Source organism: Nitratireductor aestuarii, from assembly GCF_014641695.1.
Lineage (GTDB): Bacteria > Pseudomonadota > Alphaproteobacteria > Rhizobiales > Rhizobiaceae > Chelativorans > Chelativorans aestuarii.
The window spans coordinates 124,615-140,971 of the sequence record NZ_BMIF01000001.1 but is presented as its reverse complement, the minus strand read 5'-3'; the positions used below and the strand labels follow the sequence as shown (position 1 = coordinate 140,971).

The window sequence follows — 16,357 nt, the reverse complement described above, 5'->3', positions numbered from 1 at the left end:
CTAGCCTAGCGGCGGTCTAGCCGGCGGTAGAAGCGCTTCTGGTTGTTGCTCGGATCGACATAGGTGAAGCAGTCCGCCAGGCCATCGATGCTCTGCAGCACGCCCAGCAAGGCATAAGCGTTGAAGGGCGTCCCCGCGCCTGTCTCGTAGTGGCTGACGAAATTGCCGACAATCGATGGCACGTGATGGTTTTGGAGATCGGTGATCTGCTGAGGGGTCAGCACACACCGATTGGCCGCATGATAGAGCTTCACTGCCTCGCCGATCGCGTCGATGTAGGTCGAGAGCGTCCGCTTGTCGCCACGGGTGGCATAGTCAGGCGGGACCGGGACCTCCAGCTTGGCGATGATCTGCCCGAGCTTGTATTCGAGATACTGCCGCAGAAACGGCGCACCGATATCGATCTGGCCGGCATTCAGGTGCTGCAGCGCCTGCGCCTTGAGACGATCAGCCTCCTGGGCCGATACCATGAGCCGCCCCTTTGGCGGCATGCCCTGCAGCTTCTGGTGATGCCAATCCGCGGTGCCGTTCAGCTTGTCGAAGTATTTCTCCAGGCTGGTGTCATGGCTCAGGAAAATGAACTGCAGCCCGTCCGGCACAGCGCCATAGCGCAGCAGCGTTCGCACAGCGTCCATCAGCGCGAACTGGTGACCAGCGTCAAAGCTGGACGTCACGTCATCGAGCACCATGAAGCGCGGAACGCCGCTGTGCTTGGTCGCAGCCGCCAGGAAAATCGCCGCGGCCACAGCGTTTCGATAGCTTTCCGAGAGGAGAGCCCGGGCGCTAAGATCCTGAAGGCCGAAGAAGTCCGCGAGCTTCAGATCAACGTTCTCGCTGTTCTGCGCCCGGCTGAGCGTCGGCTTCACGTCAGGGCCGCCGCGCACAAACCGACCAAACAGGTCCTGGCAGGCGGTCTGAATCTCGGCAATTCGCTCGTTGGCCAGCGCGGCCTCGGCGTCCGCGAAGCTCTGGCCGGCGCGCGTGATGAACGTCTTCCAACGATTCAGAACCTTGAGCTTGTCCTGTTTCGCCTTGAGCGCTGGCGCCCCGGTCTCGTATTCCAGGACGGCATCGCGGAACTGCTTTGCAAAGCTGAGGATACGGGTCACCTGCACCAATGACGGAGGTAACCGCGCCTGTAACGCGTCAGCCTCGCCCTGCAACCGCGTAAGAGTCTGACCGCGCTGCGTTTCAAGAACCCCGAGACGCGCCTTGATGCTCTCCAGGTCGGGCGTCGTCACATCCCCCTTCTTGGCCGCCAAGTCGAACGCGACGTGCAACCGATCGCCTGTCGCGATCGCCATGGCGGCCGCCTCTTCAAGCTGGCGGAGCTTCCCGATCCCGGGTGCCGTGGCGACATCCTTGACGAGTTCGGCGCCTAGCTGGGCGGCGGCATTGTATTTGGCGATCTTGCTTTCCAGCCGCGGCTTTAGCGGGTCACCACCTTTCGCCTCACAGACCGGACATTCACTCGGATCGTGCCAATCGGTGCCGGACACCACAGACAGCGCATCGCGCAAGAGGGCGTGCAATGCTTCCGCGCCGACGCTGCGCACCGCCTCGTCTCTCCTTCCGGCCAGCTCGAGCAGCCGATCGAGATCAGCGAGTTCCTCCGCCGTGACCTCCAGCCCCGATAGCGACGTGACCGAGTTGGTCAGCGCATCCAGTGTCTTTCGCGCTTCCCCGCCTTCCTCCTTCTCGATCGCCAGCTCCGCGGCGTCGAAATCCAGATCCATGACCGAGCCCTCGCCCACTAATGGCTTGAGCAAGGCGATGGCGGACAAGGCGGCCGTCACCGCTGCCTTCAGATCGGAAAGCTTATCGACGGCAGCGCCTCCCGCCCCGGCAACCTCGTCGTGGGCGGTGATGACACGCCGCTCGATCGCACTCAACGCGCGCGCCTCTGTGGTCACCTCAGCATCGAGCGCGGAGAGCCCCAGATCACTGTTGACGTTTTGCGTTCGCTTGGCGCCGTCGAAGGCCTGGCGCAGGCGCGAATATCGGCTCAGTCCCACGAGCGATGCGAAGGAACGCCCGCGCTCCAGGGCGGAGATGTCGATCAGCTTCGCGAACCGGTTATAGTCGACGAGGACGAAATCCTCCTGCAGACTTGCCAGAAATTGCTGCGGATCGGCGTGACCGCTGGGGGAAGTCACAAAGCGCGCGCCGTTGGCGGACCGCACCACCTTGATCGCCACATCCGGCGACCCGTCGTCGCTGGCGAATATCAGGTCGACCGTCGCCTGCTGCCCGGGATGGAAGCGGTTGACGATATAGCTGTCGCCCTGCTCGGCTTCCTGGAGCGCCTTCAGGCGTGGAACGATGCCGTGGATCGCGAAACAGACGGCTTCGAATATTGAACTTTTACCGACCCCGTTCGGCGCATGGACCGAGTTAACGGCGTCGGGTTTGAATTTGAGGACGAGCGGGTCGCCGTCATTGTTGATCCCGCGAAAGCCCTCGATCGACAAGCTGCCCAGGAAATACCGCGTCATGCCTTGCCCTCGCCCGTTGGGTTGGACAGACCATTGAGTGCAGCCAGTACCGCCTTGTGAAACTCGCCGATCGTTGCTCGGCTTGGCGCGGTATCACCTCCCGAATCCAGGAGATGCATATTGTCGAAGAGGATCTTCGCACAGTCAGGATCGATTTGCTCGGCCTCAGCCTGAAACAAGGCGAGATTTTCCTCGAAAGTATTTTCCAGCTTAAACTTCATATGCCCCCCGGCTTCCGCCAAATGCACTTTTATTCGATTTCAGCGCGCGCCCAACAGCTCGATGATCAAACGATTGCTTCTCATTATGAAGGCGTCGCCAACTCCTTGTCGCCCTTCCGAAGCTTGCGCCACGCCGGAAGGATGAACGGCTGCCCGTGATCGATCGGCACACGCATGGTGGTCTCGCCATATTCACCCGGCGGCCCCAGCGCCACGACCTGACGGCTTTGATACGAGCAAGGCTCGTCTGCCGGCGCGACAGTGTATCGCTCCGGCAATCTCCTCAAGACAGAGGTCTGATAGATCCAGATGTCGTTGCCCTTGAGAAGAACGATGAGCTGTCGGATACGCCGGCGAACCGCGATCTCCGTAGCTGGGGGAATCTCCACGAGAATATCGCGTTGCGACCAGGACAGGCCGACGAGGATATCGAACAGCTCCTGCGCATAGGCACCCGTCTCCTCATCAAGCGTCGTCTCGATGATGCAGGCCACGTCGTGTGAGCGAGCTGCCTCCGTATAGAGCGCGCCTTCATCCGTGGTCGCACTGGCGATGTCATAGTCGTTGCGGGGTATGAGCCGGTCTTCATCCTCCATCAGCGCGGAGAAGACATCCGGCGCGCTTCCCGTCGGCGCCATCTCCAAAGGCTCCGAGACGAGGATGATCCGCTCGCGATGAACTTGCAGCGCTTTGGCCAGCCGATCAGCCGTCGATACTGCAATCGGCGCATTCTCATTTTCGATCATGCGAAGCATCCGAACGCTGACCCCGATTTCATTCGCCATTTCCTTTTGGGTCGACAGTATCTCGAGTTGCTCCCTCAAGGCTTTCACGACCTTCCCGTTCGGCACGACCTTCTTCATCTCAACCTCATTCCGCGTTTTCGATGATCCAAATCTACACGGAGAAGCCACGCAGCGTGAGGCAGCCGACCGGAATCGGAGCGGCACACGAGCGGCAAACCGGCAGACTGAGCGATTCAACGTGCGGCGCCCTTGACTAGGCATTTATGACCGGCCATTTATACCCGGTCAAGGAGGCCCTATCATGCTTCGCTACAATCCGGAGAAATTCGCTTCGCTGTCGGAGTCCGACATCGGTCAGCGCATTTGGTCGTTTCTTACGCGGCCTGCCACTATCGCTCGCCTGGAGACGGCCTCAGAGCTCGGAAAGCCCGCCGTCGAAGGTATTGAAGAACAACTTCTGGAGGAGTTTCGCGAAGACGTCCTGATTGACCGCGTTAAGCAGATGGTCGGCCACATGGTCAGGCAGATACTAGAGCAGCGCGATTGGGTTCTCGACCAAAGCGACGTGAAGGTTCAGTCGGTGCCCTTCAGCAAGGCCGCACGCTACAGGCGGCCCGACTGGATTACCTTCCATGCCTTTCGCAATACGAAGGACCCCCGCGATGTCGTCATCACCGACCGACGGCAGAACGCGCCACTGCCGCAGGACGCTCGCTGGACCTTCTACGCGACCTTTGCGAGCCCCCTGAAGGCGGCCGTCGCGTTCGGCGTCAACGATACCCCCAAGCTTCGCCGACAAGTGCAGACCCACGGTTTTCACCGCGTCCACATCCCGCGAATGCTGCGCCGCGCGTAATCGAGAAGGTATGAGCGATGGTGCAATTCAACGACTGGTGTGACGCAGCCGATACTCCACTCGGCAACCACCACCTCCACATCAAGACCGGTCGCGCCGTCGATCGCCCGACCGGCGTCCAGCTGACCGCCGCCGCGGTGCCTGGTCACTATGCGGCCGAAGAGCGAATCGCCCGAGCATTGCGTCGCCTCGGCAAGCCGGGGGCTGCCGACCTGGTCACAGGGTTGTTACCTCAGACAAAGCAGATCCGTTCCGGCGATCTCGGTGAAATCTACGCGACCGAATGGATTGAAGCGCACAGCGGCTATCGCGCTCCGATCAAGCGTCTGCGATGGAAAGATCATCGCAACATGGCAATGCGCGGTGACGATGTGATCGGCATGGTCCTCGACCAGGCCACACAACGACTTCGCTTCCTCAAGACTGAGGCAAAGAGTCGGGCCTCTCTTCGCGCGCAGACTCTCACGGAGGCGCGTGCTGGCCTTGATAAGGACAATGGACGGCCTTCATCGCACGCGCTGTCGTTCATATCCGCGCGCCTTCTCGAACTTGCGAACGAACCCTTGGCAGACGCAATCGACGATGCGCTGGTGCGTCATGGCATCCCGTTGGCCAGTGTGCAGCATCTGTTGTTCACGTTCTCGGGCAACGCGCCGCGAGCATTGTTGACGCAGTCACTTCAAGCTTACCCGGGGCAAATCAATCAGTGGGGCGTCGCTCTCCACGTCGATGGCCATGCAGCCTTTGTCGGCGCCATTTATGATCGTGTGATCGCCAATGCCAACCAACCCTGACACCATCTCGGCCGCCATCACCGAAGCAGCGGCAGTCGGCTTTCGCGGTAGACTCATCGCGCAAGGGCAGGCCCGTGCCATGATATGGCGAGGCGGCGTTCTACCATCCGACGCGCCACAGTTCTCGCCGCAGCTCAGCTTCGATCTTCATAGCTACGCCTACGGTCTCCTGGGTCTTGGCCTACGCATGCTTGAGATGGGTGGTGATGCCGATCAGGCTCGGGTCGCCTTCGTGCAGGCTGCGACCGCCCTTGAATCGGTGATGGCCAAGGGTGATCGCGGCGAAGCGGATCGGGACTTCCATTTCGTCATGGCGGCCGCCAGCTATCATCTCGCGCAGCTTTCCGCCCGAGCCTACTCGCTTCTCGCGATCGTCATAAACGAAGAAAACTTCTCGCCACTTGAGCGCGCTTTAGCGCAGCTGATGCGCCGGGATATCAATGGTCTCCGCGCACGGGTCCATAATTATCGCCTCGATGGAGAAGGCTCCGACGCGCGAATCTCAGGCCTATTTCAAGAGCGGCTCGCGCTCGAACCCATTCAACCAGATGACGAAGCAGCTCCCGACCGCGACGGCCATGACTTCCTCTGGGAAGGGCTGGACATCGCGCTCACCGACAACTTTTTCGGCGCCATCTCCATTTTCCTCTTAGCACTCGACCGCGGTGAGCGGGCTTTAGTCGAGCAAGCAATCGCGCGACTTCGGAACAGCCTTTCCATCTGTGCCGAGCTCAACCTCCTCCCGCAATGGTGGGCGCACAGAGTCGCCATTCATCTTCTGTCCGACCTCTGGTCCAACACTTTTCATGAGAGGGTCCCTCTAGCTCCCACGGGCGGTGCGGCAGCTGACTGGCTACGTTTGCGATCGATCTTGATTGCATCGCTCGCCTGCCGCTCAAGGGCGGAAATAGATCTGTGGCCGTCGCAGATCGAGGCGGCGGCTCGTGCCGTCGATCAATCCGATAATCTCGTCGTCTCACTGCCGACCAGCGCCGGCAAAACCCGTGTTGCGGAGCTATGCATTCTCCGATGTCTTGCAGGCGGCCGGAGGGTCATGTTCGTCACACCGCTAAGGGCTCTCTCAGCCCAGACGGAAGCGAACCTCCAACGTACCTTTGGACCACTCGGAAAGACGATTTCGGCTCTTTATGGGAGCATCGGCGTCTCCGGGTTCGATGAAGACGCTATTCGCGAACGCGACATCGTCGTCGCTACACCGGAGAAGATCGATTTCGCGCTTCGCAACGACCCTTCTCTGCTCGACGACGTGGGTCTGTTGATTTTCGACGAAGGCCATATGATCGGCCCAGGCGAACGTGAAGTTCGTTACGAAGTTCAAATTCAGCGCTTGCTTCGCCGACCTGACGCCCATCAGCGCCGGATCGTGTGCCTCTCCGCAATCCTCCCCGATGGAGATCAGCTGGAGGATTTCTCCGCATGGCTACGCCGCGATCAAGCTGGTGGACCTGTCAAAAACGATTGGCGCCCAACCCGCCTCCGGTTCGGAGAAGTCGGCTGGAATAGCCCGAACGCGCGCCTCAACCTCCGTGTCGATGACGAACGCCCCTTCGTGCCCCGGTTCTTTACCGGTTTCGTTCCGCAGCTTTTCATCAAGCCCAAGAGAAAACGGACGAAGATCTTCCCCTGCGACCAACGAGAGCTTTGTCTCGCCACGGCTTGGCGCCTGGTCGAAGATGGTCAAACGGTCCTTATCTATTGCCCGCAACGACGGAGCGTAGAGCCATACGCCGAGGTCATCGTCGATTTACACGAACGCGGCGCGCTGCCTTCGCTCCTAGCAGTGGACCCTGTGGCGCTCCAGACGGCCATCGCTTTGGGAGAGGAATGGCTAGGCCCAAATAGCGATATTCTGAAATGCCTTCGGCTCGGCGTTGCGCTCCATCACGGTGCTCTGCCTACGGCCTACCGGAAGGAAGTCGAACGTCTTCTCCGCGACGGCGTCCTCAAAGTCACAATCTCGTCGCCGACCCTTGCCCAGGGCCTGAACCTGTCGGCCACCGCTGTCGTCATGCACTCGCTTTATCGCAACGGCGAGATGATCAAGGTCTCCGAGTTCAAAAACGTCATAGGTCGCGCCGGCCGCGCCTACATCGACGTCGAAGGCCTTGTCCTTTTCCCGATCTTCGAGGATCGAAGGAGCAAAAAGCACAACGAATGGGTCCAGCTGATTGGAGACCCGGGCGCCCGCGAGATGGAAAGCGGCCTGATCCAATTGCTCACGGCCCTTTTGCTCCGCATGCACAAGATCGTCGGCGGCGATCTCAATCGCCTGACGGAGTATGTCGTCAACAACGCGGCCGCCTGGGACTTTCCAGAGGTGCCGGGCGAAAAGCCCAAAGACCGGGATGACGCACGGAAGCAATGGGAAACGCACCTCGCGACGCTCGACACCGCGATCCTCAGCCTCATTGGCGAAGAAGATGTCCCAGATGCCGACATCGAGGCAACGCTCGATGCGATCTTGCAATCATCTTTGTGGCAGCGTCGGCTTCTGCGAAAATCGAACGAAGCTCGCATCGTTTTTAAGTCAACGTTGCTGATCCGGAGTCGGCACATCTGGGCCAACTCTACCCCGGCTAGGCGCAAGGGATACTTCCTTGCGGGTCTCGGCCTCGAAGCTGGTCAAGCGTTGGATGCCGTCGCAGCGGATGGCAATCAGTTGCTGGTCGACGCGAACGGCGCTTTGCTGATCGGAGACGACGAAGCCGCAATCGCTGCAATCACCGGTATTGCCGAACGGGTATTCCCCTTTCATCCTTTTTCCCCGGACCCGCTACCTGACAACTGGCGAGATATCCTGCGCGTCTGGCTCCTCGGACAGCCACTGGCGGCATTGGTCGCCAACGGTGACGGTGACGGCTTGCGATTTATCGAAGACGGCCTCGTCTATCGCCTGCCTTGGGCAATGGAGGCTTTACGCGTTCGAGCGTCCGCGAATGGTGATGTCGTAGGCGCCCCCGGCTCCGCGGCCGCTTTGGAAGATCATGAGCTTGGCCTGGCGTTGTCGGCGGTGGAAACCGGCACAATGAACCGCTCCGCCTCGATCCTCATGCAAGCTGGGTTCAACTCGCGCCTTGCCGCCATCAAGGCCGTCAATGATACGGGGGCCACATTCGAGACTGGGCACGACTTGAGAATTTGGCTCCGGTCACCTGAAGTGGCTGCCTTTGCCGACCAACCGGACTGGCCAACACTCGAAACGCGAAGCCTTTGGCTCGATTTCGCGCAGGAATTCGCACCAACTGCCAGCCAGACTTGGTCAGAGCGCACCTACTTGGCGAACGTAAACTGGACCACCGTGCCGCCTCCTCCAGGATCACCGGTTTCCCTGCATCACTGGAATGGCCAGCCTCTCGTGCTGTCACCCGAAGGATTGTCGCATGGCGTCCTCCCCTACGCGTTGAACGCAGGTCGTCGTGGGCTTCTACGGGCCACAGTCGCAGCTCAAGGTGGGCAACTCGATCTCGTCTATCTCGGCCCCGACGACCTCTGGAACGTGTAGGAGGAGGGGTGACGAAGCACCGCTCCGAACCTCAGAAGGACCTTTACTGAATGGCGAGTGTCCCCTCGGATCGCACAATTGTTTTGCACCTGCTTCGCGGCGCTGTCCCTGAGCGTGCCGACGATCTCTCCCGCTTGTGGCGTGAGCACGGCCACGAGGTCGAGATTGCCCCAAGCGCCCACGGCTCGACGATGAACGCCACCAGCAAGCGGATCAAGTTCGATACAAAGACGATCGACTTCTTCTGGTTGCTCGGCTTCAGCGCATGGCGCGCGATCGAAGTTTACGCCCCGGCTCTGACCCTTGCGACGGCGACGGGCATCACGCTGGAGGCGGCACTCAATATCGATAATGAGCGCGGTCAGTTCGAGCAGGATTACAAGCACCGTATCTCGAGCGCCAAATCTCTCCTCAACGCCGCTGCGACATTCGAGATCGAGTGGCCCGAAGACATACCGCAGCCGACCGCCGACCGGGAGAGCCTCAGTAACGGTCAGGATAAGGCGGTTTTCGATCTGGTTGCCCTTGCGCTGGCTTTCGCGCTCCTCCACGAGTTCAAGCACGTCCAGGCCCGAGCCGTAGAAGCCGCTGAGCAAACGCCCGAGGACGATCGGCAGGCGGCGGCTGAAGAAGAGATGGCCTGCGACACCTGGGCGCGAAACTTCATGACGACCGGCATCGACGCCTACGCCCAATCCCATGACCACACCTATGGGCAGGTCGAGCAGAAGCGCGCGATGGGGATTGCACTCGCAGCCGTCATTATCCATGCGATGACACCGCTCCACGCGCACTGGGGAAGCGATGATTATCCGCCGATCGGGGACCGGCTCGAAGCGATGATCGGCGGCTACAATTTGCCTGACGCGTCCGCGTTTTGGGTCTTTACCGCCTGCCTTCTAATCGCTCTCATGCGCCAGGACGGCCGCAGGCTCGACTACACCGGTTCGTCATTCCGGGAGTTCGTCATGACCCTTCTCGCGGAACTTCGTTGATCGCGGGAGACCTCAAAGCATGCCGGTCTACTTCCTGGGCGAAGACGAAAACGGTTGCTCCCCGATCAAGATCGGGGTCGCGAAGAATATCGAGGTACGCAAGCGCAACCTTCAGACCGGCAATCCACTCGAACTGCGCCTCCTGGGCTGGATCGACGCGGAGGACGTTTTTCAAATCGAACGTCGGCTGCATCGACAGTTCGGCGCTACGCACGTGCGTGGTGAGTGGTTCGCGATTGAGCCTGCCGACATCCTGCCTGTACTCATGCGCGAAGGCCGCCGTGGCTTCGTTGCGAAGAACGCCGACGCCTTCGAGATCGTCGGCTACGACCGAGACGCGGTCCCCGAATACCTGGGCGTCTGGGAGTGGGGCGATCTCGAAATCGACGAATGCTGCCCCTTCTGCGGATGCCTGTGCGGCATGCATTTCCAGGAAGCCTCACAGATGTACCACTGCATCCAGTGCGACACGCTCACCGATTTCTCGGAACTGTCCCCGGATGACCGCGATCGGCCCGACGACTGACCGGCCGCGCGACCATTAATAAACCAAGGTAACAAGATGAGCATGCAATGGTTGTTGGCGAAAGCGCCAGGATTTCAGTCGCTACCCGAGGCGGATCGCGCCGCGATCTTCAACTTCACCTTCCTATGGAGCCTGTTCGAAGCCCAGGTCATGGGCAACTTCGCGCGCGCCGACCTGATCTGCACGAAGGTCGACGAGTGGCGCAATGCTGGAACGCTCGACGCTGACCAGTACGCCCCCGAGCTTACCTATTTCCGGCAGCGCTATTTCGCCAACGGCGCCTTCACCCACCACTTTCCGCACCTGCATCTACGCCCTGCCGATCAACCTGGTGTCGTCCAGTCGGTGCTCGACGGCAGCAACAACGATCCGCGTGATAGGCTTCTCACAGTGTTGATGATCGTCTGGCGCTTCCGCAACAACCTCTTCCACGGCGAGAAATGGGCGTACCAGCTCCATGGGCAGCTCTTGAATTTCACCCACGCCAACGTCGTCCTGATGCGGCTACTCGAAAAACACGGACAGCTAGCAGCCTAATTGAAACGCCCTTCTGCGTTCTTCCTTGACTCCCGGCGTTGAAAGTAAGAACAAATAGGGAACATGAAAGCGAACCCGCCCCAGGAGGTCAAGAACGAACTTGCGGCCCGAGCCCGCCATAGAGTCTTTGCGTGCGCAGATCGAACGGATCGAAGGCAAGAGCCGGCGCGCGAAATCGGTGCTCCCCTTCGGGATCGCCGAGATGGACTCGCGACTCCCCGGCGCAGGCTTGGCGCGGGGCGCTCTTCATGAAGTTGCTGGCGGCGGAAACGGCGCGGTCGACGGCGCAGCCGCCGCTTTGTTCTCCGCCGGCATAGCGGCAAGAACCACCGGCAAGGTTCTGTGGTGCATTACCCGCCCTGATCTCTTTGCGCCCGCGCTCGCTCAGGCAGGTCTTTCGTCCGATCGGGTCGTTTATCTGGAGGCAGGCGACGACAAGACCATCCTCGCCTGCATGGAGGAAGGGCTTCGCCACGGCGGCCTTGGCGCAGTCGTTGCCGAGATCGCACGTCTGTCAATGACGGCATCGCGCCGGCTTCAGCTTGCCGCCGAGGGGTCCGGAACGATCGCCATTGCGCTCCGGCGCTGGCGACGACACACAGAAGCGGCGGATTTTGGCCAGCCGACCGCGGCGGTGACGCGGTGGCGCGTATCCATGCTGCCATCCGAACCGCTTCCGGTGCCGGGCGTCGGCCGACACCGTTGGCTCGTTGAGTTGATCCGTGCTCGCGCGGGCGAAAGTGCTGATTTCGAGTTGGAGGCCTGCGATGACACGGGTTGTCTCGCTCTTCCTGCCGACCTGGTCCACCGACCGGCTTCGGCGGAAGGCTGGCGACGCCGCGCCTCCGTCTGAGGCGCCGCTCGTCCTGATCGGCCGGGAAGGAAGCAGGCGGCTGGTGGTAGCGGCGGATGCCGCGGCGCAGGCCGCCGGGATCTTTGTGGGCATGCCTGCCGCCAAGGCGCAGGTTCTGGTGCCCGGCCTGATCATCAAGGACGCGGAGCCCGCCGAAGATGAAGCGGCCCTTGAGCGCTTGGCGCTCTGGGTGCTGCAACGCTTCGCGCCGATCGTCGCGCCGGACTCCCCCGATGGGATCGTCCTTGACACGACCGGCGCCGATCATCTTCATGGCGGCGAGCAGGCGATGCTGGATGCGCTGATCGGCCGCCTCATCATGTCCGGCGTGACGGCTCGCGCAGCGATCGCCGACAGCTGGGGTGCTGCGCATGCGCTCGCGCGTTTCGCCGGGGCTGCCACCTATGTCGCCCCACCGGGCCATGGTGCATCCGTGCTGGAAGTATTACCGCTGGAAGCATTGCGACTGCCGCGCACCATGTCGGCCGATCTGAGGGTGCTCGGATTTGAACGCATCGGCGATCTCCTCGCGCAACCCCGCGCGCCGCTGACGCTGCGCTTCGGGCCGCAGCTTGGCCGGCATATCGATCAGGCTCTCGGTGTCCTGGCGGAGCCGATCGAGCCTGTGCGGCCGCCAGATCTGATCTCGATGCGCCGCGCGTTTCCTGAACCGATCGGCGCGGCCGAAACAATCGCCCGTTATATCGGCAAGCTGACCGTCCGGCTCTGTGACGCCCTCGAAGAAAAGGGCCTCGGCGCGCGTCGGCTCGATCTCCTCTGTCATCGCGTGGACAACCGCCTCGCGGCCGTGCGGGTCGGCATGGCGCAGCCGGTGCGAGACCCAAAGCGCCTCACCCGGTTGTTGTGCGACAAGATCGAAACGATCGATCCCGGCTTTGGGATCGAGGTCATGACACTGACCGCGACGATCGCCGAGCCGCTTGAGCGGAGGCAGATGGCGAGCAGTCTGATCGAGCTCGCCGCCCCTGATATTTCCGACCTGATCGACACGCTCGCCAACCGCGTGGGCGAACGCGCGATCTATCGCATGGCGCCCGTCGCGAGCGACGTGCCGGAACGCTCGGTATGCCGGATTTCCGCCATGGCCCCCGAGAGCGGCGCAGCCTGGCCCAACCACTGGCCTCGTCCGGCACGCCTTCTCGCTCGTCCCGAAATGATCGAGACCGTCGCGCTTTTGCCAGACCATCCGCCAGTCTCCTTCACCTGGCGCGGCATTCGGCGCCGGGTAAAGCGCGCCGACGGTCCCGAGCGCGTTTTCGGCGAATGGTGGATGCGCGATGCGGAGCTCGCCGCAGTCAGGGACTATTTCAGGGTCGAGGACGACGTCGGCGAGCGCTACTGGATCTACCGTGCCGGCGACGGCGAGGACGCGGCCACCGGCTCCCATCGATGGTTTCTTCATGGGGTGTTCGGATGAGCACTCGCTACGTCGAGCTCCAGGTCACAAGCCATTTCAGCTTCCTTCGAGGCGCCTCCTCGGCCGACGAGCTGTTTGCGCGTGCCGCCAGCCTCGGCATCGAGGCGCTCGCCGTCGTCGATCGCAATTCCCTTGCCGGCATCGTGCGCGCCCGTGAGGCCGCCAAGGCAACCGGCGTGCGTCTGATCGTCGGGTGCCGCCTGGACCTGAGCGACGGCGTGTCCGTCCTCGTCTATCCGACCGATCGGCCTGCCTACTCCCGGCTCTGCCGCCTGCTGACACTCGGCAAGGGCCGCGCCGGCAAGGGAAAGTGCCTTCTCCACTGGGACGATCTCGTCGCCTATGGCGAGGGGCTGATCGCCATTCTCCTTCCCGAAGTGGCCGACGCCGAATGCGGCCTACAATTGCGCCGGCTGCGGGAGGCGTTCGGCGATCGCGCCTACATGGCGCTGACCCTGCGACGCAGGCCAAATGATCAGCTCCGCCTGCACGAGCTGTCAAATCTCGCGGCGCAGATGCGTGTCCCGACCGTTGTGACGAACGACGTCCTGTTCCACGAGCCATCGCGCCGCATCCTGCAGGACGTGGTGACCGCGATCCGCCACAACGTCACGATCGACGCGCTCGGCCATCAGCGCGAACGCCATGCGGATCGCTATCTGAAGCCGCCCGAGGAAATGCACCGGCTCTTCGGCCGCTATCCCGACGCACTTGCCCGAACGCTCACAATTGCCGAGCGTTGCCGCTTCAGCCTCGATGAGCTCGCCTATCAATATCCCGAGGAGCGAGACGATCCCTCGCTGACCCCGCAGCAGACGCTCGAGAAACTGACCTGGGAGGGCGCCGAGCGCCGCTACCCGGAGGGGCTTCCCGACAGCGTCCGCGCGACGTTGCTGCACGAGCTGCGACTGATCGCAAAGCTCGACTACGCGCCCTATTTTTTGACCGTGAACGCGATCGTCCGGTTCGCGCGGTCACAGGATATTCTCTGCCAGGGTCGCGGTTCGGCGGCCAACTCCGCAGTCTGCTTCGTGTTGGGCATCACCTCGATCGACCCGAGCCGAAACGATCTCCTGTTTGAGCGTTTCGTCAGCGAGGAGCGCGCCGAGCCTCCCGACATCGATGTCGATTTCGAACACGCCCGGCGGGAGATCGTCATGCAGTGGGTCTTCAACACCTACGGCCGTGACCACGCAGCGTTATGCTCGACGGTCACGCGCTACAGGACGAAGGGCGCGCTGCGGGATGTAGGCAAGGCGCTCGGCCTGCCTGAGGATCTGATCAAGACGCTCTCGGGCCAGGTCTGGGGCTGGTCCAACGAAGGCGTGACCGAGGGACAGGTGGAGCAACTCAATCTCAATGCCGCCGATCGCCGGTTGCGGCTTACTCTGGAGCTTGCCCGTCAGCTCCAGGGCGCGCCGCGCCACTTGTCGCAGCACCCAGGCGGTTTCGTCCTCACCAACGACCGGCTGGACGATCTGGTGCCAATCGAGCCCGCCGCCATGGAGGACCGACAGGTCATCGAGTGGGACAAGGACGATATCGACGCGCTCCGCTTCATGAAAGTCGACGTTTTGGCGCTGGGGATGTTGACCTGCATGAAGTTCGGCCTCGACCTCCTGGCCGAACACAAGGGCATTGCTCTCGATCTTGCTTCCATCCCTGCAGAAGATCCGCGCACCTACTCCATGATCCGCAAGGCAGACACGCTCGGCACCTTCCAGATCGAGAGCCGGGCACAGATGTCGATGCTGCCGCGGCTGAAGCCTCGTACGTTCTACGATCTCGTTGTCCAGGTCGCGATCGTCAGGCCGGGACCAATCCAGGGCGATATGGTGCATCCATATCTGCGTCGCCGCGAAGGCCTGGAGCCGGTCCACTACCCGAAGCCCGAACTGGAAAAGGTGCTCGGCAAGACCCTTGGCGTGCCGCTCTTTCAGGAACAGGCCATGCGGGTCGCGATCGAATGCGCCGGCTTCACGCCCGGAGAGGCCGACATGCTGCGCAAATCGATGGCGACCTTCAAGCACACCGGCGGTGTCTCCTCCTTCAAGGCGAAGCTCATCAACGGCATGGTCGCGAACGGTTATGCGGCAGACTTCGCAGAGCAGACCTTCAAACAGCTCGAAGGCTTTGGGAGCTATGGGTTTCCGGAATCACACGCCGCATCCTTCGCCCTCATTGCCTATGCCTCCGCCTGGCTAAAATGCTGGCATCCCGACGTCTTCTGCTGCGCGCTGCTCAACGCACAGCCGATGGGCTTCTACGCGCCCGCGCAGATCGTCCGTGATGCGGCCGCCCATGGTGTGGAAATCCGGCCCGTATGCGTCCGCGCTTCACGCTGGGACTGCACGCTCGAGGCGACCGACGACGAGAGCCGGTTCGCCGTGCGCCTTGGCCTCTGCCTGGTCAAGGGGCTCGCCAATGCCCACGGCGCAGCTATCGTGGCAGCCCGCGGCAATGAGGCGTTCGCCTCAGTCGACGACCTGTGGCAGCGGGCCGGCGTTCCCCAGGCGGCGCTGGTTCAACTCGCAGAAGCGGACGCCTTCCGGCCGGCTTTCGGCCTGGCGCGACGCGAAGCGCTCTGGGCGATCCGCGCTCTTCGTGATGAACCCCTCCCCCTCTTCGCCGCCGCTTCAGCACGTGAGACGAAGATCGTGCCGGAAGTTTCAGAGCAACCCGTTTCTCTGAGGCCTATGACTGCCGGCGGCGAAGTCGTTCAGGACTACGGCCATGTCGGCCTGTCGCTGCGCGCGCACCCTGTCTCGTTTCTGCGCGAGGATCTCCGACGCCGCCGCATCGTGACGTGCGCAGAGGCGATGGGAGCTCGCGATGGCCGCTGGCTGGAAGCCGCCGGCGTCGTTCTGGTGCGTCAGCGCCCCGGCAGCGCCAAGGGCGTCCTCTTTGTCACACTCGAAGACGAGACAGGCATCGCCAATCTCGTGATCTGGGCGAAAGTCTTTGAGGCGAACCGGCGTGCCATCCTTTCAACGTCCATGATGGCCGTGCGCGGTCGCATCCAGCGTGAAGGCGAAGTCGTGCATCTCGTCGTGCAGAAGGTGACGGATCTTTCCGCCGACCTCGCAAGCGTGGGAACGCGCGACGCTGCATTCCCGCTCCCGCATGGTCGCGGCGATCAAGCCCGGCACGGAGGCGGTCCCGATCCGCGCGAGCTGCCACCCAACGGATTGCGGGCACGCAACTTCGCCGATCCCTACGGCCACATCCGCGAACTGAAGATGAAGACGCGGGATTTCCATTGACGGACCAGGCGAAAGTCGCTGAAAGCTTAGTTGTGTCTTGCCAAAACGGCGTGCAAACAGGCTTGATAACAAGAATGCCGTCGATTTCGGCAAATCTCGATACCTAAAAT

The 16,357-nt window shown here is 62.0% G+C and carries 12 protein-coding genes; 9 read left to right on the top strand and 3 right to left on the bottom strand.

The window, feature by feature from the left end; genetic code table 11:
• Positions 1–5 precede the first annotated feature (5 nt).
• From IEX27_RS00745 to IEX27_RS00735, 3 genes are all read right to left on the bottom strand, one after another.
• On the bottom strand, positions 6–2,495 hold the full coding sequence (locus tag IEX27_RS00745; RefSeq protein WP_188719020.1) for an AAA family ATPase: 2,490 nt from the start codon (positions 2,493–2,495) through the stop codon (positions 6–8).
• On the bottom strand, positions 2,492–2,716 hold the full coding sequence (locus IEX27_RS00740) for a hypothetical protein (RefSeq protein WP_151576295.1): 225 nt from the start codon (positions 2,714–2,716) through the stop codon (positions 2,492–2,494). Before IEX27_RS00740 ends, IEX27_RS00745 begins: the two co-directional genes overlap by 4 nt.
• Positions 2,717–2,799: 83 nt before the next feature.
• Complete coding sequence (locus IEX27_RS00735) at positions 2,800–3,579, bottom strand: helix-turn-helix domain-containing protein (RefSeq protein WP_188719019.1); 780 nt, start codon at positions 3,577–3,579, stop codon at positions 2,800–2,802.
• Between the two features lie 184 nt (positions 3,580–3,763).
• On the opposite strand from IEX27_RS00735, the gene IEX27_RS00730 reads away from it, so the two are divergent.
• The 9 genes from IEX27_RS00730 to IEX27_RS00690 all read left to right on the top strand — a co-directional run bounded on the left by IEX27_RS00730 (position 3,764) and on the right by IEX27_RS00690 (position 16,247).
• Positions 3,764–4,318 (top strand): hypothetical protein, encoded by a 555-nt coding sequence (locus IEX27_RS00730; protein WP_188719018.1) that lies wholly within the window; start codon positions 3,764–3,766, stop codon positions 4,316–4,318.
• A 17-nt stretch (positions 4,319–4,335) separates the two neighbouring features.
• The gene (locus IEX27_RS00725) at positions 4,336–5,112 is read left to right on the top strand and encodes a Hachiman antiphage defense system protein HamA (RefSeq protein WP_188719017.1); all 777 of its coding nucleotides are present in this window, start codon (positions 4,336–4,338) and stop codon (positions 5,110–5,112) included.
• Complete coding sequence (locus tag IEX27_RS00720; protein ID WP_188719016.1) at positions 5,096–8,635, top strand: DEAD/DEAH box helicase; 3,540 nt, start codon at positions 5,096–5,098, stop codon at positions 8,633–8,635. The genes IEX27_RS00725 and IEX27_RS00720 overlap by 17 nt, the downstream gene beginning before the upstream one ends.
• A 50-nt stretch (positions 8,636–8,685) precedes the next feature.
• Complete coding sequence (locus IEX27_RS00715) at positions 8,686–9,630, top strand: phage exclusion protein Lit family protein (protein WP_188719015.1); 945 nt, start codon at positions 8,686–8,688, stop codon at positions 9,628–9,630.
• Positions 9,631–9,649: 19 nt separating this feature from the next.
• On the top strand, positions 9,650–10,156 hold the full coding sequence (locus IEX27_RS00710; RefSeq protein WP_188719014.1) for a GIY-YIG nuclease family protein: 507 nt from the start codon (positions 9,650–9,652) through the stop codon (positions 10,154–10,156).
• A 36-nt stretch (positions 10,157–10,192) separates the two neighbouring features.
• The gene (locus tag IEX27_RS00705; RefSeq protein ID WP_235924371.1) at positions 10,193–10,693 is read left to right on the top strand and encodes a hypothetical protein; all 501 of its coding nucleotides are present in this window, start codon (positions 10,193–10,195) and stop codon (positions 10,691–10,693) included.
• Positions 10,694–10,793: 100 nt separating this feature from the next.
• Positions 10,794–11,546, top strand: coding sequence for an ImuA family protein (locus IEX27_RS00700; protein ID WP_188719013.1), 753 nt, complete (start codon positions 10,794–10,796; stop codon positions 11,544–11,546).
• A complete protein-coding gene (locus tag IEX27_RS00695; RefSeq protein ID WP_188719012.1) occupies positions 11,461–12,984 on the top strand; it encodes a DUF6504 family protein in 1,524 nt (507 codons plus the stop codon). The genes IEX27_RS00700 and IEX27_RS00695 overlap by 86 nt, the downstream gene beginning before the upstream one ends.
• Positions 12,981–16,247, top strand: a complete 3,267-nt coding sequence (locus IEX27_RS00690) for an error-prone DNA polymerase (RefSeq protein WP_188719011.1) — start codon at positions 12,981–12,983, stop codon at positions 16,245–16,247. The genes IEX27_RS00695 and IEX27_RS00690 overlap by 4 nt, the downstream gene beginning before the upstream one ends.
• The last annotated feature ends 110 nt before the right edge of the window (positions 16,248–16,357 follow it).

Bases quoted from the DNA above. Each gene is read 5' to 3' on its own strand.
- IEX27_RS00745 (WP_188719020.1), bottom strand. From the start codon at position 2,495: ATGACGCGGTATTTCCTGGGCAGCTTGTCGATCGAGGGCTTTCGCGGG.
- IEX27_RS00730 (WP_188719018.1), top strand. From the start codon at position 3,764: ATGCTTCGCTACAATCCGGAGAAATTCGCTTCGCTGTCGGAGTCCGAC.
- IEX27_RS00735 (WP_188719019.1), bottom strand. From the start codon at position 3,579: ATGAAGAAGGTCGTGCCGAACGGGAAGGTCGTGAAAGCCTTGAGGGAG.
- IEX27_RS00705 (WP_235924371.1), top strand. From the start codon at position 10,193: ATGAGCATGCAATGGTTGTTGGCGAAAGCGCCAGGATTTCAGTCGCTA.
- IEX27_RS00690 (WP_188719011.1), top strand. From the start codon at position 12,981: ATGAGCACTCGCTACGTCGAGCTCCAGGTCACAAGCCATTTCAGCTTC.
- IEX27_RS00715 (WP_188719015.1), top strand. From the start codon at position 8,686: ATGGCGAGTGTCCCCTCGGATCGCACAATTGTTTTGCACCTGCTTCGC.
- IEX27_RS00710 (WP_188719014.1), top strand. From the start codon at position 9,650: ATGCCGGTCTACTTCCTGGGCGAAGACGAAAACGGTTGCTCCCCGATC.
- IEX27_RS00725 (WP_188719017.1), top strand. From the start codon at position 4,336: ATGGTGCAATTCAACGACTGGTGTGACGCAGCCGATACTCCACTCGGC.
- IEX27_RS00695 (WP_188719012.1), top strand. From the start codon at position 11,461: ATGACACGGGTTGTCTCGCTCTTCCTGCCGACCTGGTCCACCGACCGG.
- IEX27_RS00720 (WP_188719016.1), top strand. From the start codon at position 5,096: ATGCCAACCAACCCTGACACCATCTCGGCCGCCATCACCGAAGCAGCG.
- IEX27_RS00740 (WP_151576295.1), bottom strand. From the start codon at position 2,716: ATGAAGTTTAAGCTGGAAAATACTTTCGAGGAAAATCTCGCCTTGTTT.